The sequence below is a fragment of the Streptomyces subrutilus genome (assembly GCF_001746425.1).
In the GTDB taxonomy this organism is placed as follows: Bacteria; Actinomycetota; Actinomycetes; order Streptomycetales; family Streptomycetaceae; genus Streptomyces; species Streptomyces subrutilus_A.
In genome coordinates this window covers 4982133-5004060 of record NZ_MEHK01000001.1, presented here as the reverse complement: position 1 = coordinate 5004060, position 21928 = coordinate 4982133, and the positions used below count along the sequence as shown (strand labels likewise).

20 protein-coding genes are annotated in these 21928 nt (G+C 69.8%); all 20 read right to left on the bottom strand.

All coding sequences use genetic code 11. From position 1 onward, the window contains the following. Positions 1–27: 27 nt before the first annotated feature. The 20 genes from atpD to BGK67_RS23600 all read right to left on the bottom strand — a co-directional run bounded on the left by atpD (position 28) and on the right by BGK67_RS23600 (position 21866). Positions 28–1470, bottom strand: coding sequence for a F0F1 ATP synthase subunit beta (atpD, locus tag BGK67_RS23695; protein WP_069921969.1), 1443 nt, complete (start codon positions 1468–1470; stop codon positions 28–30). Continuing rightward, on the bottom strand, positions 1470–2387 hold the full coding sequence (locus tag BGK67_RS23690; RefSeq protein ID WP_069921968.1) for a F0F1 ATP synthase subunit gamma: 918 nt from the start codon (positions 2385–2387) through the stop codon (positions 1470–1472). The genes atpD and BGK67_RS23690 overlap by 1 nt, the downstream gene beginning before the upstream one ends. A 20-nt stretch (positions 2388–2407) precedes the next feature. Then, complete coding sequence (atpA, locus tag BGK67_RS23685; protein ID WP_069921967.1) at positions 2408–4003, bottom strand: F0F1 ATP synthase subunit alpha; 1596 nt, start codon at positions 4001–4003, stop codon at positions 2408–2410. A gap of 129 nt (positions 4004–4132) precedes the next feature. After that, the gene (locus tag BGK67_RS23680) at positions 4133–4948 is read right to left on the bottom strand and encodes a F0F1 ATP synthase subunit delta (protein ID WP_069921966.1); all 816 of its coding nucleotides are present in this window, start codon (positions 4946–4948) and stop codon (positions 4133–4135) included. Then, entirely contained in the window at positions 4945–5487 is a 543-nt protein-coding gene (locus BGK67_RS23675; protein WP_069921965.1) for a F0F1 ATP synthase subunit B, read from the bottom strand. The genes BGK67_RS23680 and BGK67_RS23675 overlap by 4 nt, the downstream gene beginning before the upstream one ends. A gap of 42 nt (positions 5488–5529) precedes the next feature. Continuing rightward, positions 5530–5754 carry an ATP synthase F0 subunit C gene (atpE, locus tag BGK67_RS23670; protein ID WP_030545783.1) on the bottom strand — a complete coding sequence of 75 codons (225 nt, stop codon included), beginning with the start codon at positions 5752–5754 and terminating at the stop codon, positions 5530–5532. 77 nt (positions 5755–5831) lie between these two features. Then, positions 5832–6641 carry a F0F1 ATP synthase subunit A gene (atpB, locus tag BGK67_RS23665; RefSeq protein ID WP_069921964.1) on the bottom strand — a complete coding sequence of 270 codons (810 nt, stop codon included), beginning with the start codon at positions 6639–6641 and terminating at the stop codon, positions 5832–5834. A 241-nt stretch (positions 6642–6882) separates the two neighbouring features. Then, positions 6883–7320, bottom strand: coding sequence for a Cg1360 family ATP-synthase-associated protein (locus BGK67_RS23660; RefSeq protein ID WP_069921963.1), 438 nt, complete (start codon positions 7318–7320; stop codon positions 6883–6885). 274 nt (positions 7321–7594) lie between these two features. After that, positions 7595–8929: an MraY family glycosyltransferase gene (locus BGK67_RS23655; protein WP_069921962.1), complete on the bottom strand. Its 1335-nt coding sequence runs from the start codon at positions 8927–8929 to the stop codon at positions 7595–7597. Positions 8930–9045: 116 nt separating this feature from the next. After that, positions 9046–10275, bottom strand: a complete 1230-nt coding sequence (gene glyA / locus BGK67_RS23650; RefSeq protein WP_069921961.1) for a serine hydroxymethyltransferase — start codon at positions 10273–10275, stop codon at positions 9046–9048. A gap of 131 nt (positions 10276–10406) precedes the next feature. Further along, positions 10407–11039, bottom strand: a complete 633-nt coding sequence (locus BGK67_RS23645) for an arsenate reductase/protein-tyrosine-phosphatase family protein (protein WP_069921960.1) — start codon at positions 11037–11039, stop codon at positions 10407–10409. Further along, a complete protein-coding gene (locus tag BGK67_RS23640) occupies positions 11036–11683 on the bottom strand; it encodes an L-threonylcarbamoyladenylate synthase (RefSeq protein ID WP_069921959.1) in 648 nt (215 codons plus the stop codon). Before BGK67_RS23640 ends, BGK67_RS23645 begins: the two co-directional genes overlap by 4 nt. Before the next feature lie 58 nt (positions 11684–11741). Then, positions 11742–12587, bottom strand: a complete 846-nt coding sequence (gene prmC / locus BGK67_RS23635) for a peptide chain release factor N(5)-glutamine methyltransferase (RefSeq protein ID WP_054224694.1) — start codon at positions 12585–12587, stop codon at positions 11742–11744. Positions 12588–12666: 79 nt separating this feature from the next. After that, positions 12667–13746: a peptide chain release factor 1 gene (prfA, locus tag BGK67_RS23630; RefSeq protein WP_069921958.1), complete on the bottom strand. Its 1080-nt coding sequence runs from the start codon at positions 13744–13746 to the stop codon at positions 12667–12669. Positions 13747–13866: 120 nt separating this feature from the next. Continuing rightward, positions 13867–14085 (bottom strand): 50S ribosomal protein L31, encoded by a 219-nt coding sequence (gene rpmE / locus BGK67_RS23625; RefSeq protein ID WP_069921957.1) that lies wholly within the window; start codon positions 14083–14085, stop codon positions 13867–13869. Positions 14086–14312: 227 nt separating this feature from the next. After that, on the bottom strand, positions 14313–15413 hold the full coding sequence (locus BGK67_RS23620; protein ID WP_069921956.1) for an LCP family protein: 1101 nt from the start codon (positions 15411–15413) through the stop codon (positions 14313–14315). A 300-nt stretch (positions 15414–15713) separates the two neighbouring features. Beyond that, positions 15714–17822, bottom strand: coding sequence for a transcription termination factor Rho (gene rho / locus BGK67_RS23615; protein WP_069921955.1), 2109 nt, complete (start codon positions 17820–17822; stop codon positions 15714–15716). A gap of 426 nt (positions 17823–18248) precedes the next feature. Next, complete coding sequence (gene thrB, locus BGK67_RS23610) at positions 18249–19175, bottom strand: homoserine kinase (protein ID WP_069921954.1); 927 nt, start codon at positions 19173–19175, stop codon at positions 18249–18251. 324 nt (positions 19176–19499) lie between these two features. Further along, positions 19500–20570 carry a threonine synthase gene (gene thrC / locus BGK67_RS23605; protein WP_069921953.1) on the bottom strand — a complete coding sequence of 357 codons (1071 nt, stop codon included), beginning with the start codon at positions 20568–20570 and terminating at the stop codon, positions 19500–19502. Between the two features lie 6 nt (positions 20571–20576). Next, positions 20577–21866, bottom strand: coding sequence for a homoserine dehydrogenase (locus BGK67_RS23600; protein ID WP_069924058.1), 1290 nt, complete (start codon positions 21864–21866; stop codon positions 20577–20579). Between the last annotated feature and the right edge of the window lie 62 nt (positions 21867–21928).

Here is a 21928-nt window from a genome sequence, read left to right as displayed (position 1 = left end):
GATGCGCCCCGCGAGGAGCGCGCCGGATCAGGAGACGCCCAGCTCCTTGGCGTTGGCCTTCAGGTCCTCGATGCCACCGCACAGGAAGAACGCCTGCTCGGGGAAGTGGTCGTAGTCACCGTCGCAGATCGCGTTGAACGCGGTGATCGACTCGTCGAGCGGAACGTCCGAACCGTCCACACCGGTGAACTGCTTCGCCACGTGGGTGTTCTGCGACAGGAAGCGCTCGACGCGACGGGCACGGTGGACGACGAGCTTGTCCTCCTCGCCCAGCTCGTCGATACCGAGGATCGCGATGATGTCCTGGAGGTCCTTGTACTTCTGCAGGATCCCCTTGACGCGCATCGCCGTGGCGTAGTGGTCCGCCGCGATGTACCGCGGGTCGAGGATGCGGGACGTCGAGTCCAGCGGGTCCACGGCCGGGTAGATGCCCTTCTCGGAGATCGGACGGGAGAGAACCGTCGTCGCGTCGAGGTGGGCGAAGGTGGTCGCCGGCGCCGGGTCGGTCAGGTCGTCCGCGGGGACGTAGATCGCCTGCATCGAGGTGATCGAGTGACCACGGGTCGAGGTGATGCGCTCCTGGAGGAGACCCATCTCGTCGGCCAGGTTCGGCTGGTAACCCACCGCGGAGGGCATACGGCCGAGCAGGGTCGACACCTCGGAACCCGCCTGGGTGTACCGGAAGATGTTGTCGATGAAGAACAGCACGTCCTGCTTCTGCACATCGCGGAAGTACTCCGCCATGGTCAGACCGGCCAGGGCGACGCGCAGACGGGTGCCCGGGGGCTCGTCCATCTGGCCGAAGACGAGGGCCGTCTTGTCGATGACGCCCGACTCGGCCATCTCCTCGATGAGGTCGTTGCCCTCACGGGTACGCTCACCGACGCCCGCGAAGACCGACACACCATCGTGGTTGTTGGCGACGCGGTAGATCATTTCCTGGATCAGAACGGTCTTGCCGACACCGGCACCACCGAACAGACCGATCTTTCCACCCTTGACGTACGGGGTGAGAAGGTCGATGACCTTGACGCCGGTCTCGAACATCTCGGTCTTCGACTCGAGCTCGTCGAAGCGGGGCGCCTTGCGGTGGATCGGCCAGCGCTCGGTGACGTTGGCGTTCTCCTCCGGGTAGTTCAGCACCTCACCGAGGGTGTTGAACACCTTGCCCTTGGTGAAGTCACCGACGGGGACGGTGATGCCCTCGCCCGTGTCGGTCACCGCGGCCTGGCGGACCAGACCGTCGGTCGGCTGCATCGAGATGGTACGGACGAGGCCGTCACCCAGGTGCTGCGCGACCTCGAGGGTCAGGGTCTTGAGCTTGCCGTCCTCGGCCGGGTCGGCGACCTGGACCTTGAGGGCGTTGTAGATCTCGGGCATGGCGTCGACGGGGAACTCCACGTCGACGACCGGGCCGATGACCCGGGCGACGCGGCCCGTGGCGGCGGCCGTCTCAACAGTGGTCGTCATTACTTGTCACTCCCCGCGGTCGCGTCAGCCATGGCGCTCGCGCCACCGACGATCTCGCTGATTTCCTGGGTGATTTCGGCCTGGCGGGCCGCGTTGGCAAGCCGGGAGAGGCTCTTGATGAGATCCCCGGCGTTGTCGGTCGCCGACTTCATCGCGCGGCGGCGGGCGGCGTGCTCGGAAGCGGCCGACTGCAGCAGTGCGTTGTAGATGCGGCTCTCGACGTAGCGCGGCAGCAGGGCGTCGAGGACGTCCTCCGCCGACGGCTCGAAGTCGAACAGCGGAAGGATCTCGCCCTTCGTACCGGTCTCGTCCGCAGCCTGGTCGAGGCTGAGCGGCAGCATCCGGCCGTCCACCGCGTTCTGCGTCATCATCGACACGAATTCCGTGTAGACGATGTGCAGCTCGTCGACGCCGCCCTCGGCCGTTTCCAGCTGGATGGCCTCGATCAGCGGTCCGGCGACGCGCTTGGCGTCGGCGTAGGCCGGGCTGTCGGTGAAACCGGTCCACGACTCCGCGACCTTGCGCTCGCGGAAGCCGTAGTAGGCCAGACCCTTACGGCCGACGATGTACGTGTCGACCTCCTTGCCCTCGCCGCGCAGCCGCTCGGTGAGCCGCTCCGCCTGCTTGATGGCGTTGGAGGAGTAGCCGCCGGCCAGACCGCGGTCGCTCGTGATGAGCAGGACCGCGGCGCGGGTCGGCGTCTCGACCTCGGTCGTCAGGGCGTGCTTGGTGTTCGAACCGGTCGCCACCGCGGTCACCGCACGGGTGAGCTCGGTCGCGTACGGCATCGATGCCGCCACCTTGCGCTGCGCCTTGACGATGCGCGAGGCGGCGATCATCTCCATCGCCTTGGTGATCTTCTTGGTCGCCGTGACGGCACGGATGCGACGCTTGTAGACCCGGAGCTGCGCTCCCATGAGTCAGGTCCCTTCCGTCGTCACTTGGAGACGTTGACGGCCGGCGCGTCCTCGCCCAGAAGCTTGCCGTCCGAGGTCTCGAACTGGCGCTTGAAGGCGGCGATGGCGTCGGCGATCGACGTCAGGGTGTCGTCCGACATCTTGCCGCCCTCGGCGATGGAGGTGAGGAGGTCCTTGCGCTCGCGACGCAGGTGCTCCAGCAGCTCCGACTCGAAGCGACGGATGTCGTTGACCGGGACGTCGTCCATCTTGCCGGTGGTACCGGCCCAGACGGAGACGACCTGCTCCTCGACGGGCATCGGCTGGTACTGGCCCTGCTTCAGCAGCTCGACCAGACGCTTGCCGCGCTCCAGCGAAGCCTTCGACGCGGCGTCCAGGTCGGAACCGAAGGCGGCGAACGCCTCCAGCTCGCGGTACTGGGCGAGGTCCAGGCGCAGACGGCCGGAAACCTGCTTCATGGCCTTGTGCTGGGCGGAGCCACCGACGCGGGAGACCGAGATACCGACGTTCAGCGCCGGGCGCTGGCCCGCGTTGAACAGGTCGGACTCCAGGAAGCACTGGCCGTCGGTGATGGAGATGACGTTGGTCGGGATGAACGCCGACACGTCGTTCGCCTTGGTCTCGACGATCGGCAGACCGGTCATCGAACCGGCACCCATGTCGTCGGACAGCTTCGCGCAGCGCTCCAGCAGACGGGAGTGCAGGTAGAAGACGTCACCCGGGTAGGCCTCGCGGCCCGGCGGGCGGCGCAGCAGCAGCGACACGGCGCGGTAGGCGTCGGCCTGCTTCGACAGGTCGTCGAAGATGATCAGGACGTGCTTGCCCGCGTACATCCAGTGCTGGCCGATGGCCGAACCGGTGTACGGCGCCAGGTACTTGAAGCCGGCCGGGTCGGACGCCGGGGCGGCGACGATCGTCGTGTACTCGAGCGCGCCGGCGTCTTCCAGGGCGCCGCGAACGGACGCGATGGTCGAGCCCTTCTGGCCGATGGCGACGTAGATGCAGCGGACCTGCTTGTTCACGTCGCCCGAGCGCCAGTTGTCGCGCTGGTTGATGATCGTGTCGACGGCCAGGGCGGTCTTACCCGTCTGGCGGTCGCCGATGATCAGCTGACGCTGGCCACGGCCGATCGGCACCATCGCGTCGATGGCCTTGTAGCCGGTCTGCATGGGCTCGTGGACCGACTTGCGGACCATGACGCCCGGGGCCTGCAGCTCAAGGGCGCGGCGGCCTTCGGTCGCGATCTCGCCGAGACCGTCGATCGGGTTGCCGAGCGGGTCGACAACGCGGCCGAGGTAGCCCTCGCCGACACCTACGGACAGAACCTCACCGGTGCGCTGCACCGGCTGGCCCTCCTCGATACCGCTGAACTCGCCGAGGACGACCGCACCGATCTCGCGCTCCTCGAGGTTGAGGGCGAGACCGAGGGTGCCGTCCTCGAACTTCAGCAGCTCGTTCGCCATGGCGGAGGGCAGGCCCTCCACCTTCGCGATGCCGTCGCCGGCAACGCTGACCGTTCCGACCTCCTCGCGCGAGGCCGCGTCCGGCTGGTACGACTGGACAAAGTTCTCCAGTGCGTCCCGGATCTCCTCCGGCCGGATCGTGAGCTCCGCCATCTGGGTTCCCTGCTCTCCTTGTTGGGCCTGAAGCTTCTTAGGGGTCTGGGGGCGACCCCCAGGAATCTTCTGCAAGTTCTGCACGGCCCAACCGGGCCGCTAGGAATGCGTTGTTCTATTGGTGGCTGGTCAGCCGGCCATGCGGCGGGACGCCTCGGAGAGGCGGTCCGCGATGGTGCCGTCGATGACCTCGTCGCCGACGCGCACCGTGATCCCGCCGAGGACCTCGGGGTCCACGTCGAGGTTCAGGTGCATCTGGCGGCCGTACAGCTTGGCCAGCACCGCTCCGAGACGCGCCTTCTGCACGTCGCTGAGCGGAACCGCGCTGGTCACGGTGGCGACCATGCGGTTGCGGCGCTCGGCGGCGAGCGTGGAAAGGGACTCGAGTCCCGCTTCCAGGCTACGTCCACGCGGCAGCGTGACAAGACGGATCACCAGGCGCTCGGTGACGGCGTTCACCTTGCCGCCGAGCAGGCTGCGCAGCAGCCCGCCCTTGGCGGCGGTGGTCGCCGCACGGTCGGTCAGCGCGGCACGCAGCTCGGTGCTCGAGGAGACGATCCGGCCGAAGCGGAAGACCTCGTCCTCGACGTTGTCGAGCGCGTCCGCCTGCTGGGCCGCGGTGAGGTCGGCGGTGTTCGCCAGCTCCTCCAGCGAGTCCACCAGGTCACGGGACTGCGACCAGCGGGACCGGACCATGCCGGACACCAGGTCGAGGGTCTCCCCGCCCACCTGGCCGCCCAGCAGTCGACCGGCCAGCTCGGCCTTGGCCTCGCCGGACTGCGCCGGGTCGGTGAGGACCCGACGCAGCGAGACCTCACGGTCGAGCAGCGCGGTGACGGCGGCCAGCTCACCGGCGAGCTTCGCCGCGTCGACGGACGTGTTGTCCGTCAGCGCGTCGAGACGCTCACGCGCGGAGGCCAGCGCCTCGCGGCTCGCTCCGTTCATCGGGCGGCCTCGGCCTTCTCCTCGAGCTCGCTGAGGAAGCGGTCGATCGTGCGGCTCTGCCGGGCGTGGTCCTCGAGGGACTCGCCGACGAGCTTTCCGGCCAGGTCGGTGGCGAGCTTGCCCACGTCCTGGCGCAGCGCCTGAGAGGCGGCCTTGCGGTCGGCCGCGATCTGGGCGTGGCCGGCAGCGATGATCTCCTCACGCTGCCGCTGGCCCTCTGCGCGCAGTTCTTCCTTGAGCGCAGTGCCCTGCTCCAGCGCTTCCTGGCGCAGGCGCGCGGCCTCGTGCCGGGCTTCGGCGAGCTGGGCCTTGTACTGCTCCAGGACGCTCTGAGCCTCGGTCTGAGCGGCTTCTGCCTTTTCGATACCGCCTTCGATCGCCGCGTGGCGCTCTTCCAGAACCTTGTTGATGTTCGGGAGGAGCTTCTTCGCGAGGAAACCGAAGACGATGACGAAGGCGATCAGACCGATGACGAGCTCGGGGATCGGCGGGACGAGGGGATTCTGAGGTTCCTCGGCCGCGAGAACCAGGAGGTTCACATCAGTGCCTTTCGTCGATTCGGACTAGTCGTGGAGTTCGTCTTAGTAGACGAACGGCATGACCAGACCGATGAGGGCGAGCGCCTCACAGAAGGCGAAGCCGAGGATCTGGTTGGCGCGGATCAGACCGGCAGCCTCAGGCTGACGGGCGAGAGCCTGCGTGCCGTTACCGAAGATGATGCCGACGCCGACGCCCGGGCCGATCGCCGCGAGACCGTAACCGACGGAGCTGAGGGAACCTTCGACGGCAGCAAGGGTCTGGGACATGCCAGTTCTTCCTTCTCTTTCATGGACCGGTGGGGGTTGGCCACCGGACGATTCGGGGGTGTGCGGAGCGAACTCGCTCAGTGGTGCTCGGCGAGCGCGCCCTGCAGGAAGCTGCAGGCCAGGAGCACGAAGACGTAAGCCTGGACAGCCTGGATGAAGAGCTCGAACGCGGTCATCACGATGACCATGACGAACGAGACACCGGCGTAGGCGATGCCGATCCCGTTCAGCAGGTACCAGCTGGCGATGGTGAACAGCAGCAGCAGGGTGTGACCCGCGAACATGTTCGCGAACAGTCGGACCGCGTGGGTGAACGGGCGGACGATGACGTTCGAGAAGAACTCGATCACCATGACCATCGGCAGGATCGCGCCGAGGGACTTGTCGTAGCCCGTGAGGTTCTTGAAGCCGCCGACGAAGCCGTGGCGCTTGAAGGTCACCGACATCCACATGATGTAGACGATCGCGGCGAGGCCGGCCGGGTACGCGATGACCGCGGTCACCGGGAACTGGGCCAGCGGCACGATCGACCACAGGTTCATGATCCAGACGAAGAAGAACAACGCCACCATGAAGGGGACGTACTTCTCGCCTTCCTTCTTGCCGAGCGTCTCGTAGACGATGCCGCGGCGTACGAAGTCGTAACCGGCCTCGGCGACCATCTGAAGCTTGCCCGGGACGACCTTCGGCTTCCGGAACGCTGCCCAGAAGAAGCCGACGATGATGACCGAGCCCAGCAGGGCGAGCAGCATCGTCTTGTTGAAGTACAGGTTGCTGTCCGCGTCGCCGAAGATCGGCTCGAACAGGAACGAGTACAGGGTCGGGCCCGGGAAGCCGCAGCTGGGAGTGTCTTCGAAATGACAGTTGATATCGAAGGCGAGCGTCATGTCAGCAGCACTCACCGCAGGGCTCCTTCAGCGTGGCGCATAGGTACGGCAACCTCGTTGTGTCGGCGCGGCGAGCAGCCGCGGTTCGGCACTGGACTGGTGTAACGGATGGTGGGGCGGCGTTCAGGCATCGAGCCTCGCGATGGAACAGGCGTCAGCTCAGATGCCCGCGCCCGCAGTGCCGCAGTTGGCACCGGACGATAGCAGGATCTCGAACGCCCACTTATCCCGGCCCTACCCTTCACGACCTCGGCCCCGGATTTTCGGGCTTGTCGCCCTTCATCGAGTCCGGTTCGACGTAAAGGATCTTGGCCTTCATATGAGCACGCGTCTGTGCGCCGATCCACACGAGGGTGGTGGCGACGAGCGTGATCGCGAAGGCCTTGGGGTGGAACAGAGTGGTGTTCTTGAACGCGGCGAGAAAGACGAAGAGCAGCAGAATCTGGGCCGCGTAGAGCATGAGCCCCATGGCCTGGAAGAGATGCGGGAGTGATTTCGCCGTGCGCTGGAGAACGACGAATCCGATGCCCATGAACAAAATCACGACCAGCGTCGCGACGACGGCACCGACCGCCCCCTTGCCGCCGACGACCAGAGCGCTGATCACGGCGGCGAGAGCGCCGGCGGCAGCGGTGGGTACGGCGGCTTGCAGGAGAGATCGGACGTCATCAGACCGCATGGCGGGTTGCTCCGCGTGGTGGTGGGGGCACGGGACTCGTACGGGACGAGCGTAAGCCCGGTCCGAGTGTGGTCCTCGGGCCAATGGACCGTCGCACTACGGTCCTTCGGCTCTGTCGCCGGGTTTAGTGAACGGTATCACAAACTATTTGATGAGAGCTTTACCTGCGAAGTGTGCTGACTGTCACACATGAGAGGGACCCTGCGCGTGTGTGCACGACAGGGCCGCCTCTTGTCTGCTATTGGGCTCGCATATCCGATATGCGTCGCCGCGGTCATCGGGTCGATTCAGCCTTGCGCCGGTCGGGGAAGCGCGAACGGGGGCCGATGGCGGTCGCCCCGTTGACGCCCGAGACCCCCACCGCGATCGGCCTCGCGGGCTCCGGCTCGGTGCCCGAGGCGTCCCTGGCGGCCGCCTCGGCCGCGGCCTCGGCGGCCCGTGCGGCGTGCCGGTAGCGCGGGGGCACCAGGCTCTCCGCCCAGCGCGGGGCGCGCGGGGTGAAGCGCGGCAGGAGCAGCAGGATCAGGCCCACGGCGCTGAGCGCGGCGATCGCCAGCACGATCCACATCGAGGCGGAGTTCACCGAGTACGCCACCGTGCCGAAGGCGATCAGCCCCGACCAGAAGTACATGATCAGCACCGCCCGGCTGTGCGAATGTCCGAGCTCGAGGAGCCGGTGGTGCAGGTGCCCGCGGTCGGCGGCGAACGGCGACTGGCCCTTCCACGTGCGCCGGGCGATGGCCAGGACCAGGTCGGCCATCGGGATCGCGATGATCGTCAGCGGCAGGATCAGCGGGATGAAGACCGGGAACATCGCGTGCGTCGCGTTGCGCTCACCACCCGCGAACAGGGCCAGCGCGTCCGGGTCGACCTGGCCGCTGATCGAGATCGCGGAGGCGGCGAGCACCAGCCCGATGAGCATCGAGCCGGAGTCCCCCATGAAGATCCGGGCGGGATGCATGTTGTGCGGGAGGAAGCCCAGGCACATGCCCATCAGGATCGCGGCGAAGAGCGTCGCGGGCGCGGCCGCCTCGATGCCGTAGCCGAACCAGATCCGGTAGGCGTACAGGAAGAACGCGGTGGCGGCGATGCACACCATGCCGGCGGCCAGGCCGTCCAGGCCGTCCACGAAGTTCACCGCGTTGATGGTGATGACGACGAGGGCCACGGTGAGCAGGTTGCCCTGCCACTGGGTGAGCGCGACCGTGCCGATCCAGGGGACCGGGATCCACAGGATGGTCAGACCCTGCATGACCATCACGCCGGCGGAGATCATCTGGGCGCCGAGCTTGATCAGGGCGTCGATCTCGAACTTGTCGTCGAGTACGCCGACCAGCCAGATCAGGGCGGCGCCCGAGAGCAGCGCGCGCGGTTCGTTGGAGAGTTCGAAGACGCCGTTGAGGTTGTGCAGGTGGTCGGCGACGAGCAGGCCCGCGCACAGGCCGCCGAACATGGCGATCCCGCCCAGCCGCGGCGTGGGCTCGCGGTGCACGTCGCGGGCGCGGATCTCCGGCATGGCCCCGGCCGCGATCGCGAACTTCCGCACGGGCCCGGTCAGCAGGTAGGTCACCGCGACCGTGACACAAAGTGTCAGCAGATATTCACGCACGGGCTGCCCCAGATGTATCGCCGGCCATCTCAGCCCCACACATTAGCTGTGATGTCCCCTCCACCGAGGACGCGAGGGGAGGGTATCCCGGTTCCCCTACGCCCCTCTTGTCCCGTTTACGCCCCGTAAGGGGGAAACCCCATCGTCAGTTCCTTGACCTCCGTACGCGTCCGCGCCGCGTCCCCGTGCAGCGCGGCCGTGAACAGCGCCGCGATCCGGAGCATCTCCGCCTCCCCCATCCCCTGCGTGGTCACGGCGGCCGTGCCGAGCCGTACGCCGCGCTGGTCCCCGTACGGGAGGGCGCAGGTGTCCAGCACGATCCCGGCGGCGGCCAGCCGGCCGCGCGCCGCCGGGCCGTCGACGCCCAGCGCCGCCGGGTCGGCGGTGATCAGGTGGGTGTCGGTGCCGCCGGTGGTCACGGCGAAGCCGTGGCCCTCCAACGCCTCCGCCAGCGCACGGGCGTTGGCGACGACCCGGTGGGCGTACGTGGAGAAGGCGGGGGTCGCCGCCTCCCCGAAGGCCACCGCCTTGGCGGCGATGGTGTGCATCTGGGCGCCGCCCTGGGTGAAGGGGAACACCGCCCGGTCGATCCGCTCGGCGAACTCGGCGCCGCACAGCAGCATCCCGCCGCGCGGACCGCGCAGGACCTTGTGCGTGGTCGCGCAGACGACGTCCGCGTACGGGACGGGACTCGGCGCGGCCCCGCCGGCCACCAGGCCGATGGGGTGGGCGGCGTCGGCGATCAGGTACGCGCCGACCTCGTCGGCGATCTCCCGGAACGCCGAGTACTCGGGGTGGCGGGGGTAGGAGATGGAGCCGCAGACGATCGCTTTCGGCCGGTGCGCGTGGGCGAGCTGCTGCACCTGCTCGTAGTCGACGAGCCCGGTCTCCGCGTCCACGCCGTACCCGACGAAGTCGAACCACCGCCCGGAGAAGTTCGCGGGCGAACCGTGGGTGAGGTGGCCGCCGTACGGGAGCCCCATCGCCAGCACCGTGTCCCCCGGCCGCAGCAGCGCGGCGTAAGCGGCCAGGACCGCGGAGGAGCCGGAGTGCGGCTGCACATTGGCGTGCTCGGCGCCGAACAGCGCCTTCGCCCGCTCCACGGCGACCCGCTCGGCCGCGTCGACGTACTCGCAGCCACCGTGGTAACGGGCCCCCGGGTACCCCTCGGCGTACTTGTTGGAGAGCGCGGAGCCGAGCGCGGCGAGCACGGCGGGCGAGGTGAAGTTCTCGGCGGCGATCAGCTGCAAGGTGCTCGCCTGGCGCTGCCGCTCCCCCTCGAGCACGTCGGCCATCTGCGGGTCCTGCTGTCGCAGGACGTCCGTGGGCTGGGTGATGACGCTCATGGCACGACTCCATGGGTACCGGGTACCAGCCACTGTAGGCCGCGGCCGCGCATCGTGCCCTGCGACGGGCCGCGCGCCGGGCACCGACCCGGACACGGCGGCAGGCTCCGCGGCAGGCGCGGAGGGAGGGCTCAGCGGGAAGCCGTCACGCCCGTCAGGGCCGTGACCACCGGGTCCAGCGCCTGGTTGATCTCGTCGCCGATCGAGCGGAAGAAGGTGATCGGGGCACCGTACGGGTCGTACACCTCGTCCGCGTCCGGCGACGGGGCCAGCAGCCAGCCGCGCAGCGCCGCCGCGGCCCGCACCAGCGCCCGCGCCCGATCGGCCATGCCGTCGTCCAGCGGCGGCAGGGTGGCCGGATCTATCGCCCGGACCAGCCGGGTGAACTCCTTCAGCGTGAACGTGCGCAGCCCGGCCGAGTGACCCATCGAGATGACCTGCGCCCGGTGGTCGCGGGTGGCGGTCAGCACCAGGTCGGCCCGGATGACGTGCTCGTCGAGCAGCTCCCGCCCGGTGAAACCGGAGGCATCGGCTCCGAAGTCCGCCAGGACGGCGGCCGCGTTCGCCTCCATCGGCGCGCCCTCATGGCCCCAGGTACCGGCGCTCTCCACGATGAGGTCCGCGGTGAGCGGGCCCCCGATCCGGTGGGAGAGGGCGTGGCGCGTCAGCCGCTCGGTGATGGGCGAGCGGCACACGTTGCCGGTGCTGACGTGGAGTATGCGGAAAGCACTTCCCCCAGCTATGCCACGCCCGTCAGGGCTCACGGGGCGACCTCGAGGTCGGGTACGACCTCCCGCAGCTGCTCCGCGGTGAGCGCCCCGGCGCGCAGCAGGACGGGAACCTTCCCGGTGACGTCGACGATCGACGACGGCTCGATGCCGGGCGTCGGACCGCCGTCCAGGTACACGGACACGGAGTCGCCGAGCATCTCTCGCGCCGCGTCGCAGTCCTCGGGCGCCGGGTGTCCGGACAGGTTGGCCGAGGACACCGCCATCGGTCCGACCTCGGTCAGCAGCTCGATCGCGACGGGGTGCAGGGGCATGCGTACGGCGACAGTGCCGCCGGTGTCGCCGAGGTCCCAGGCCAGCGAGGGCTGGTGCTTGGCGACGAGCGTCAGCGCGCCCGGCCAGAAGGCGTCGACGAGCTCCCACGCCTGCTCGGAGAAGTCGGTGACCAGGCCGTGCAGGGTGTTCGGGGAGCCGATGAGCACCGGGGTGGGCATACCGCGGCCCCGGCCCTTGGCGGCGAGCAGGTCCTGGACGGCCTCCGGGCTGAAGGCGTCCGCGCCGATCCCGTACAGGGTGTCGGTGGGCAGCACGACGAGCTCGCCGCGGCGCACGGCGGATGCGGCTTCACGCAGACCCGTCTTGCGGTCCGTCGCGTCGTTGCAGTCGTATCGCCGGGCCATCAGCGGGACTCCTCGTGCAGCAGGGGGGTGACGGTGTCGCTCGGAGAACAGGCGCGGATCACGGCAGCGCCTTGCGGGCGGTCGCGAAGCGCGGGCGGTTGTTGAGGTCCGGGTGGTCGGCCGCGTCGGCCCAGCCCCGCTCCTCGGCGAAGATCCACGGCACCTGGCCGCCCTGCGTGTCGGCGTGCTCGATGACGACGATGCCGCCGGGCCGCAGCAGCCGGTGGGCGGTGCGCTCGATGCCGCGGATGGTGTCGAGGCCGTCCTCGCCGGAGAAGAGGGCCATCTCCGGGTCGTGGTCCCGGGCCTCGGGTGCCACGTACTCCCACTCGGTGAGCGGGATGTACGGCGGGTTGGAGATGACCAGGTCGACCTGTCCGTCGAGCTCCGGCAGGGCGCTCAGCGCGTCCCCCTGGTGGACGGTGACCCGCGAGCCCTCGGCGTTCTTGCGGGTCCAGCGCAGGGCTTCCTCGGACAGCTCCACCGCGTGCACGCGCGAACGCGGCACCTCCTGCGCCATGGCCAGCGCGATCGCGCCGGAGCCGGTGCACAGGTCGACGATCAGCGGCTCGACCACGTCCATCGCCCGGACGGCGTGTATGGCCCAGTCCACGACCGACTCGGTCTCGGGCCGCGGGACGAAGACCCCGGGCCCGACCTGGAGCTCCAGGTAGCGGAAGAAGGCGCGGCCGGTGATGTGCTGGAGCGGCTCGCGCGCCTCGCGGCGGGCGACGGCCTCCCAGTAGCGGGCGTCGAAGTCCGCGTCCTTGACGTGGTGCAGTTCCCCCCGCTTGACGCCGTGCACGAAGGCCGCGAGCTCCTCCGCGTCGAAGCGCGGTGAGGGCACGCCGGCGGCGGCCAGCCGCTGGGTGGCCTGGGCCACCTCGGCAAGCAGCAAGTTCACGCTGGTCCTCCGGGCTGCTGTCGTACGGGGGGTGGTACGGGTGGGGCGTACTGCCTTACGGCGTCACCGCCGTACGGCCTTACTGGGCGGCCGCGAGCTTGGCGGCGGAGTCGGCGTCGACACAGGCCTGGATGACCGAGTCGAGGTCGCCGTCGAGCACCTGGTCCAAGTTGTACGCCTTGAAGCCGGTGCGGTGGTCCGAGATGCGGTTTTCCGGGTAGTTGTACGTACGGATCTTCTCGGAGCGGTCCACGGAGCGCACCTGGCTGCGGCGCACGTCGGAGGCCTCCTGCTCGGCGGCTTCCTGGGCGGCGGCCAGCAGGCGCGAGCGCAGGATGCGCATGGCCTGCTCCTTGTTCTGGAGCTGGCTCTTCTCGTTCTGGCAGGAGGCGACCACACCGGTCGGCAGGTGCGTGATGCGCACGGCCGAGTCGGTGGTGTTGACGGACTGGCCGCCGGGGCCCGACGAGCGGTACACGTCGATGCGCAGGTCGTTCATGTTGATCTCGACCTCGACCTCCTCGGCCTCCGGGGTGACGAGCACGCCGGCGGCGGAGGTGTGGATGCGGCCCTGGGACTCGGTGGCCGGAACCCGCTGGACGCGGTGCACGCCGCCCTCGTACTTCAGTCGGGCCCACACGCCCTGGCCGGGCTCGGTGGCACCGTTGCCGCCCTTGGTGCGCACGGAGACCTGGACGTCCTTGTAGCCGCCGAGCTCGGACTCGGTGGCGTCGATGATCTCGGTCTTCCAGCCCACGCGCTCGGCGTAGCGCAGGTACATGCGCAGCAGGTCGCCGGCGAACAGCGCCGACTCGTCGCCGCCCGCGCCCGCCTTGACCTCGAGGAGCACGTCCTTGTCGTCGCTGGGGTCGCGCGGGACCAGCAGCAGGCGGAGCTTCTCGGTGAGCTCCTCGCGCTGCTGCGTCAGCTCCTTGACCTCGACGGCGAAGTCCGGGTCGACGGCCGCGTACTCCTTGGCCGTCTCGATGTCCTCGGCCGCCTGCTTCCACGCCCGGAAGGTCGCGATGATCGGGGTCAGCTCCGCGTAGCGCTTGTTCAGCTTGCGCGCGTTGGCCTGATCGGAGTGGACCGAAGGGTCGGCGAGCTTCTTCTCGAGATCGGCGTGTTCGCCGATCAGTTCCTCGACCGCCTCGAACATCGGGGTACTCCTGGGGTAAAAGTGCGAAGGACTGCAGGGGGTGCTGGACGACGACAAAGGCGCCGGTCCGGCCGCCCCCGAGTGGACAGGGGGCGGCCGGAGACCGGCGCCTGGGTCGCGCTACTTCTTGGCCGCACCCTTGCCGAAGCGAGCCTCGAAGCGCGCCACACGGCCACCGGTGTCGAGGATCTTCTGCTTGCCCGTGTAGAACGGGTGGCACTCGGAGCAGACCTCGGCGCGGATGGCGCCGTTCGTCAGCGTCGAGCGGGTGGTGAACGACGCGCCACAGGTGCAGCTGACCTGGGTCTCGACGTACTCGGGGTGGATCTCGCTCTTCAAGGTGTCTCCTAGATTCGGGAGGGCGCCGGGTCGCAGGAGCCGAATTGCGCACTGCGTGAACCGGGGCCGACAGACCAGTCTGCCAGGACCGGGCTGCCTGTCAAAATTCTGAGGACGCCTCCCTCAACGGCAGGGGGCCGGCATCTATTCCGGACGTTCCCCCGGCCCTGCCGGCGCACTGTCCGCGCTTGGGCGCCGCCCGGCCCCGCCCTGCCCCCGCCCTGTCCTCACTGGACGATCGAGCCGGCCGTGCCCTTGTCGCCGGCCGAGTTCGCGGTGGCTTCCGCGGGGATCGGCTGGTCCGCCAGGAGGGCGTCCCAGACCAGCTTGGACTCCTTCTTCAGCGGGGCGACGCGGTTGGGGTCGAGCGCGTCCGCGGCCACCGGCAGGGTGATCATGTGCATGTCCTGGGCATCGATGCCCTGGAGGCTCTGGGCGAAGCCCATGAGGGATTTCACATCGCCGAGCGCCTTGTCGGTGGTGATCGTCCTGGTCCCGGTGTCGGCGAGGTCGAGCAGCTGCTTGGGGTTGTCGAACAGGCCGATGCTCTTGACCTGCTTGATCAGCGCCTTGATGAAGGCCTGCTGGAGCTGTATTCGGCCGAGGTCGCCGCCGTCCCCGACGGCGTGGCGGGTGCGGACCAGGCCGAGGGCCTGCTCGCCGTTCAGCTTGTTCGGGCCGGCCGGGAGGTCCAGGTGGCTGTAGTCGTCCTTGATCGGCTTCGCGGTGGTGACCTGCACCCCGCCCAGGGTGTCGATGATCTTCTTGAAGCCCGTGAAGTCGACCTCGAGGTAGTGGTCCATGCGGATCCCCGACATCTTCTCGACGGTCTTGACCGCGCAGGCCGCCCCGCCGATGGTGTACGCCTCGTTGAACTGCTCGCGCTGCCCGCCGGGGTCGGTCTTGCCCTTGCCGGTGGTGCAGGCGGGGCGGGCGGTCATCGTGTCGCGGGGTATGGACACGATGTCGGCCTTGGTGTGGCCCTCGTTCAGGTGGACGATCATCGCCGTGTCGGAGCGGGCGGAGCCGCCGTCGTCCGGACCGTAGTCGGCGTTCGCGCCGCCGCGGGAGTCGGAGCCGAGGACCAGGATGTCCATCGAGCCGTTGTCGACGTTCTGCGGGCGGTCGGTGCCGAGCGCCTGGTCGATGTCGACGGTCTTCAGGTTGCCGTTCAGCTTGAAGTAGAAGTAGCCGAGGCCCGCCCCGCCCAGCAGCACCACGCCCGCGGCACTCCACGCGGTGACGACGAGGGCTCTGCGGCGCTTGGGCGGCTGGCGTCGGCGCCGGCCCGCGGCACGGTGGCTGCCGCCGTTGCTGTCCTGGCTCATGCTCTCCTCAGTCCTGAACGCGGTCCCCTGTCCTTTGACACAGACGGGCTGGCGTGCCCCAGGGTTCCACGGCCGCCGTGCCCCGGGCCGGGGCGCTGCGGGGGACGTTCCGGCGCGAAACACCTCGGAGCTGCGCCGTCACCTGCGGTTTTCGCGGGGGCCGCGGGAGGGCGGCACAGGGCTCCGCCGGTGCCGGTGTGTGGTGAAGGTCGCACCGTACGTCGCGCCGTCCTGCCGTACGAAGACGGCCGCCCCCGTCGCGGAGGCGACGGGGGCGGCCGTGATGCCGCGCGGCGGGACTCAGTCGTCGTTCTTGCCCGACGGAGTCGTCTTCGCGATCTGCATCAGGAACTCGGCGTTCGACTTCGTCTGCTTCATCTTGTCGAGCAGCAGCTCGATCGCCTGCTGCGAGTCGAGCGCGTGCAGCACCCGGCGCAGCTTCCAGACGATGGCGAGCTCCTCCGCGTTGAGGAGGATCTCCTCCTTGCGGGTGCCCGACGGGTCGACGTCGACGGCCGGGAAGATGCGCTTGTCGGCGAGCTTCCGGTCGAGCTTGAGCTCCATGTTGCCGGTGCCCTTGAACTCCTCGAAGATCACCTCGTCCATGCGCGAGCCGGTGTCGACGAGCGCGGTGGCCAGGATGGTCAGCGAGCCGCCGTCCTCGATGTTGCGCGCGGCACCGAAGAAGCGCTTCGGCGGGTACAGCGCGGTCGAGTCGACACCACCGGACAGGATGCGGCCGGAGGCGGGCGCCGCGAGGTTGTACGCGCGGCCCAGACGGGTGATGGAGTCCAGCAGGACGACCACGTCGTGACCGAGCTCGACGAGGCGCTTGGCACGCTCGATGGCCAGCTCGGCGACCGTGGTGTGGTCCTCGGCCGGGCGGTCGAAGGTCGAGGAGATGACCTCGCCCTTGACCGACCGCTGCATGTCGGTGACCTCTTCCGGACGCTCGTCGACCAGGACGACCATCAGGTGGCACTCGGGGTTGTTCGTGGTGATCGCGTTGGCGATCGCCTGCATGATCATGGTCTTGCCGGTCTTCGGCGGGGCCACGATCAGGCCTCGCTGGCCCTTCCCGATCGGCGACACGAGGTCGATGATGCGGGTGGTCAGCACGCCCGGGTCGGTCTCCAGGCGGAGCCGGTCCTGCGGGTAGAGCGGGGTCAGCTTCTGGAACTCCGGCCGCCCGCGCCCGGATTCGGGCGCCATGCCGTTCACCGAGTCCAGCCGCACCAGGGCGTTGAACTTCTCGCGGCGCTCGCCGTCCTTGGGCTGGCGCACGGCACCGGTGGTGTGGTCACCCTTGCGCAGACCCGCCTTGCGGACCTGGGCGAGCGAGACGTACACGTCGTTGGGGCCGGGCAGGTAGCCCGAGGTCCGGATGAACGCGTAGTTGTCGAGGATGTCGAGGATGCCCGCGACGGGGATCAGCACGTCGTCGTCGGCGACCTGCGGCTCGCTCGGGGCGAACTCGTCGCGGCCGCGACGGCCACGGCGGTCCCGGTAACGGCCCCGGCGGCCGCGGCGGCCGCCCTCGTCGTCGAAGTCGTCCTGCGGACCGTTGTCCTGACGGTCCTGACGGCCCTGCTGGCCCTGGCCGCCCTGGCCCTGCCCGCCCTGGCCCTGCCCGCGGCCGCCCTGCTGCTGGCGGTCGCCACGCTCGGGGCGGTCCTGACGGCCGCCGCCCTGACCGCCCTGACCGCCCTGGCCCTGGCCGCCCTGGCCCTGCTCGTCGGCCTTCGCGCCGCGCTCGCGGCGGTCGCGCTGGCGTTCGCCGCGCTCGGCGCCGCGGTCACGGCGCTCGCGACGGCCGCGGCCCTCGCCCTCCTGCGCCGGGGCCGAGACGGCGGTGGCCTCGGCCTTCACGTCCGTCTGGGGCGCGGTGGCGGTCGCCGTGACGGCCTCGGCCTTGACGGCCTCGGTCTTCTGCTCGACCTGCACGGCGGCGGGGGCCGAGGCCTCCGGGCTGCCGGACGGGGCGGTGGCCCGACGCCGACGGCGCTCGCCGGCCGGGGCGTCGTCGCTGGCCGGCTGGCCCGGGATCTCGATCTGGGCCTGCGCGGCGGGCTTCTCGGCGGGCGCCGCGGGGGCGTCCTCGCCCGTGCGGGCCTTGCTGGTGGCGCGGCGCTTCGGCTTGGCCTCGGCGGTGTCCGCGGCGGAGGCGGCGGCCTTGGGCGCGGCGGCGCCTCCCGCCTGCGTCTCCTTGATGACCTCGATCAGCTGGCTCTTGCGCATCCGCGCGGTGCCCCTGATGCCGAGGCCCGACGCGACCTGCTGCAGCTCGGCCAGGACCATGCCGTCAAGGCCGGTGCCGGAGCGGCGCCGCTTGGGGGCTGCGCCTGCGGCGGTGGCACTGGCGTCGACAGAGGTGTCGGCAGCGCCCATCAGATCGGTGGTGTCGCTCACGAAGGGTCCTTCCCTGGAGCGGACGTCGGCCTGTCTGGCTCGGCGACCGGTTGTGCTGTCCGACAACAGTCCGTGACCCGATGGGGGTGGACTGCGGCCGGGGCGGTGGTCCGCCTGTAGAGATACGGCGGAGAGAAACGTGCATGGGTGGTTCCGGCGAGAAGCCCCCGAGCTGGAAGCGTGGGAATGTCACGCCGATTCCGGAGCGTGCTCGAAACTGCTGGAAGTGATCAAAGCAGTCGGGGAGGCTCCCGGAAGAAAAGTGGTCCCGAATGGGGACACTGAGCACCGAGCCATGGCGGCTTCGGTTGCGCACTTGAGACTAACACTACCGGATCCAACAGACATTCCCCCTCTCGATCACCGGCAATCACGCCCTTCCGCGCGGGCGGCCTGCCCTGGCCGCCCGCCCCTGACCGGCCTGGCTCAGCCGCCCTGGGTTCCCAGCGGAAGCACGCTCGCACCCGCGGCGTCGAGGGCGAGCCGGTTCGCCGCCCACCCCTCGCCCGCGAGCTGCGCGACCTTGTCGGCCGCGTCGTTGTCGACCAGCGCGAGGACCGTGGGGCCCGCGCCGGAGATGACCGCGGGGATGCCGTCCGCCCGCAGTCGGTTCACAAGGGCGACGCTCTCGGGCATCGCCGGGGACCGGTACTCCTGGTGGAGCCGGTCCTCGGTGGCCGGCAGGAGGAACTCGGGACGCCTGGTCAGGGCCTCCACGAGCAGTCCCGCGCGACCCGCGTTCACGGCCGCGTCCACGTGCGGGACGGTGCGCGGCAGCAGGCCGCGCGCGGTCTCCGTCAGGACGGGCTTGGAGGGGACGAAGACCACCGGAACGATGGAATCGGCCGGGTCCATCCGGATCGCCTTGGCGCTGCCGCCGTCCATCCAGGCCAGGGTGAAGCCGCCGAGCAGACAGGCGGCGACGTTGTCGGGGTGGCCCTCGATCTCGGTGGCGAGCTCCAGCAACGCCGCGTCGTCGAGCTTGGCCTCGCCGCCTATGGTCACGGCGCGGGCGGCGACGATGCCGGCGCAGATTGCGGCGGAGGAGGAGCCGAGGCCCCGGCCGTGCGGGATGCGGTTCGCGCAGACGACCTCGAGGCCGCGCGGCTGCCCGCCCAGCAGGTCGAAGGCGGTCCGCATGGACCGTACGAGCAGGTGGCTCTCGTCCCGCGGGAGGGTGTCTGCGCCCTCACCCGCGATGTCGATGTTCAGGCCGGAGTCGGCCACCCGGACGACTACGTCGTCGTAGAGCCCCAGGGCCAGGCCGAGGGCGTCGAAACCCGGGCCGAGGTTGGCACTGCTGGCGGGGACGCGCACCCGTACGGCGGCGGCGCGGAACGCTGGACCGGCCATCGTCCGATGACACTCCTTGTGACTGTGCGAGATCTTCGCTCTTCGCTGGCTCGCTCTGAATGTACTGGAGAACGTACGACACCCGAAGGCCCGCTGGGCAGCACCACGGTCATATGCGCGGTGGCGGATGTAAGTACAGCGTATCGAAGGAAGGTTCTCATCCGACATAGGGCGCACAGGAGGCGCACGACGCGTGTCGCGCCCTCCGGCCGGCCCGGCCGCGCTCGCGCGGCGTTTTATTGTCGTACGGGGCGAGTTGCCGGGTTCCGGGGGCCTTGAGGACCCCTGGAACCCGGCTCGCGGAACCGCTGCCCGGCCGGTGCGTCAGACGAGGCCGAGGCGGATGGCCGCGGCTTCGGCGTCCACCGGAACGGTGACCGGCTGCGGAGCGCCGGCGATCGCCCAGTCGGGGTCCTTCAGGCCGTTTCCGGTGACGGTGCACACGATCTTCTGGCCGGGGTCCACCAGACCCAGCTCGGCGGCCTTGAGCAGGCCGGCCACCGAGGCGGCCGAGGCGGGCTCGACGAAGACGCCCTCCTGCGCGGCCAACAGCCGGTAGGCGGCGAGAATCTGGCGGTCCGTCACCTCGTCGATGAAGCCGCCCGACTCCTCACGCGCGGCGAGCGCGTAGTCCCAGGAGGCCGGGTTGCCGATCCGGATCGCGGTGGCGATGGTGTGCGGCTCCTTGACGACCTCGCCGCGCACGATGGGCGCGGAGCCGGAGGCCTGGAAACCCCACACGCGGGGCGTACGGGAGGCCAGGCCGTCGGCCTTGTACTCCTTGAAGCCCTTCCAGTACGCGGTGATGTTGCCGGCGTTGCCGACGGGCAGCACGTGGATGTCGGGGGCGTCGCCGAGCGCGTCGACGATCTCGAACGCGGCCGTCTTCTGGCCCTCGATACGCACCGGGTTGACCGAATTGACCAGGGCCACCGGGTAGTTGTCGGACAGCGCGCGGGCCAGAGCCAGGCAGTCGTCGAAGTTGCCGTCCACCTGGAGGATCTTGGCGCCGTGCACGAGCGCCTGGCCCATCTTGCCCAGCGCGATCTTGCCGCGGGGCACGAGGACGGCCGAGACCATGCCCGCGCGCACCGCGTACGCGGCGGCGGAGGCGGAGGTGTTGCCGGTCGAGGCGCAGATGACGGCCTTGGCGCCTTCCTCCTTGGCCCTGGTGATGGCCATGGTCATGCCGCGGTCCTTGAAGGACCCGGTGGGGTTCGCCCCCTCGACCTTGAGGTGCACCTCGCAGCCGGTGCGCTCGGAGAGCACCTGCGCGGGGACGAGCGGCGTGCCGCCCTCTCGGAGTGTGACCACGGGAGTCGTGTCGGTGACCGGCAGGCGGTCCCGGTACTCCTCGATGATGCCGCGCCACTGGTGGGTGCGATTGCTGCTCATGGGTCCTTACTCCCCTTCAACACGCATGATGCTGGCGACACCGCGCACGGTGTCCAGCTTCCGCAGCGCCTCGACGGTCCCGGAGAGGGCGGCGTCGGGTGCGCGGTGAGTGACGACGACGAGGGAGGCCTCGCCGTCCTTGCCCTGCTGCCGCACGGTGTCGATGGAGACCCCGTGCTCGGCGAACGTCGTCGCCACCTGGGCGAGCACGCCCGGCTTGTCGGCCACATCGAGGCTGATGTGGTACCGGGTCACGACGTCGCCCATGGGGCTTACCGGCAGCTGGGTGTATGCCGACTCGCCCGGCCCCGTTGCCTCGGCGAGCTTGTTGCGGCAGACGGCGACGAGGTCGCCGAGGACCGCCGACGCGGTCGGCGAACCGCCCGCGCCGGGCCCGTAGAACATGAGCCGCCCGGCGGCCTCCGCCTCGACGAAGACCGCGTTGTACGCCTCGCGGACGGAGGCGAGCGGGTGGGTCAGCGGGATCATGGCCGGGTGCACGCGCGCGGTGACGGACTCGCCGTCGGCGGCGCGCTCGAGGATCGCCAGGAGCTTGATGGTGCAGCCCATCCGCTTGGCGGAGGCGAAGTCGGCGGCGCTGACCTCGGTCATGCCTTCACGGTAGACGTCGTCGAGGCGGACCCGGGTGTGGAAGGCGATGCCGGCCAGGATCGCGGCCTTGGCGGCGGCGTCGTAGCCCTCGACGTCGGCGGTGGGGTCGGCCTCGGCGTAGCCGAGGGCGGTGGCCTCGTCGAGCGCCTCCTGGTACCCGGCGCCGGTCGAGTCCATCTTGTCGAGGATGAAGTTCGTCGTGCCGTTGACGATGCCCATCACCCGGTTGATCTTGTCGCCCGCGAGGGACTCGCGCATCGGGCGGACCAGCGGGATGGCGCCGGCGACGGCGGCCTCGTAGTAGAGGTCCAGCCCGTGCTGCTCGGCCGCGGCGTGCAGGGCGGCGCCGTCCTGGGCGAGCAGCGCCTTGTTGGCGGAGACGACGGAGGCACCGTTCTCGAACGCCGTGGTGATCAGCGTCCGGGCCGGCTCGATCCCGCCGATGACCTCGACGACCACGTCGATGTCACCGCGTTTGAGGAGGGCGGTCGCATCGGTGGTGATGAGCGCGGGGTCGATGCCCTCGCGCACCTTCGACGGCCGGCGCACCGCGACGCCGGCGAGCTCGACGGGCGCGCCGATCCTGGCCGTCAGGTCGTCGGCGTGCGTCGTCATGATGCGCGCGACTTCCGAGCCGACCACTCCACAGCCCAGCAGCGCCACCTTCAGCGGACGCGTACGCATCATTCGACCTACGCCTTTCGATCTTCCATCAGTACTCCGCGCGCGGCTTGCGCGCGGGGTGT

Excerpts from the sequence above, each read along its gene's own strand:
- atpD (WP_069921969.1), bottom strand. The coding sequence starts at position 1,470 with ATGACGACCACTGTTGAGACGGCCGCCGCCACGGGCCGCGTCGCCCGG.
- BGK67_RS23690 (WP_069921968.1), bottom strand. The coding sequence starts at position 2,387 with ATGGGAGCGCAGCTCCGGGTCTACAAGCGTCGCATCCGTGCCGTCACG.
- atpA (WP_069921967.1), bottom strand. The coding sequence starts at position 4,003 with ATGGCGGAGCTCACGATCCGGCCGGAGGAGATCCGGGACGCACTGGAG.
- BGK67_RS23680 (WP_069921966.1), bottom strand. The coding sequence starts at position 4,948 with ATGAACGGAGCGAGCCGCGAGGCGCTGGCCTCCGCGCGTGAGCGTCTC.
- atpE (WP_030545783.1), bottom strand. The coding sequence starts at position 5,754 with ATGTCCCAGACCCTTGCTGCCGTCGAAGGTTCCCTCAGCTCCGTCGGT.
- atpB (WP_069921964.1), bottom strand. The coding sequence starts at position 6,641 with ATGACGCTCGCCTTCGATATCAACTGTCATTTCGAAGACACTCCCAGC.
- BGK67_RS23660 (WP_069921963.1), bottom strand. The coding sequence starts at position 7,320 with ATGCGGTCTGATGACGTCCGATCTCTCCTGCAAGCCGCCGTACCCACC.
- glyA (WP_069921961.1), bottom strand. The coding sequence starts at position 10,275 with ATGAGCGTCATCACCCAGCCCACGGACGTCCTGCGACAGCAGGACCCG.
- BGK67_RS23640 (WP_069921959.1), bottom strand. The coding sequence starts at position 11,683 with ATGGCCCGGCGATACGACTGCAACGACGCGACGGACCGCAAGACGGGT.
- prfA (WP_069921958.1), bottom strand. The coding sequence starts at position 13,746 with ATGTTCGAGGCGGTCGAGGAACTGATCGGCGAACACGCCGATCTCGAG.
- BGK67_RS23620 (WP_069921956.1), bottom strand. The coding sequence starts at position 15,413 with ATGAGCCAGGACAGCAACGGCGGCAGCCACCGTGCCGCGGGCCGGCGC.
- thrB (WP_069921954.1), bottom strand. The coding sequence starts at position 19,175 with ATGGCCGGTCCAGCGTTCCGCGCCGCCGCCGTACGGGTGCGCGTCCCC.
- thrC (WP_069921953.1), bottom strand. The coding sequence starts at position 20,570 with ATGAGCAGCAATCGCACCCACCAGTGGCGCGGCATCATCGAGGAGTAC.
- BGK67_RS23600 (WP_069924058.1), bottom strand. The coding sequence starts at position 21,866 with ATGCGTACGCGTCCGCTGAAGGTGGCGCTGCTGGGCTGTGGAGTGGTC.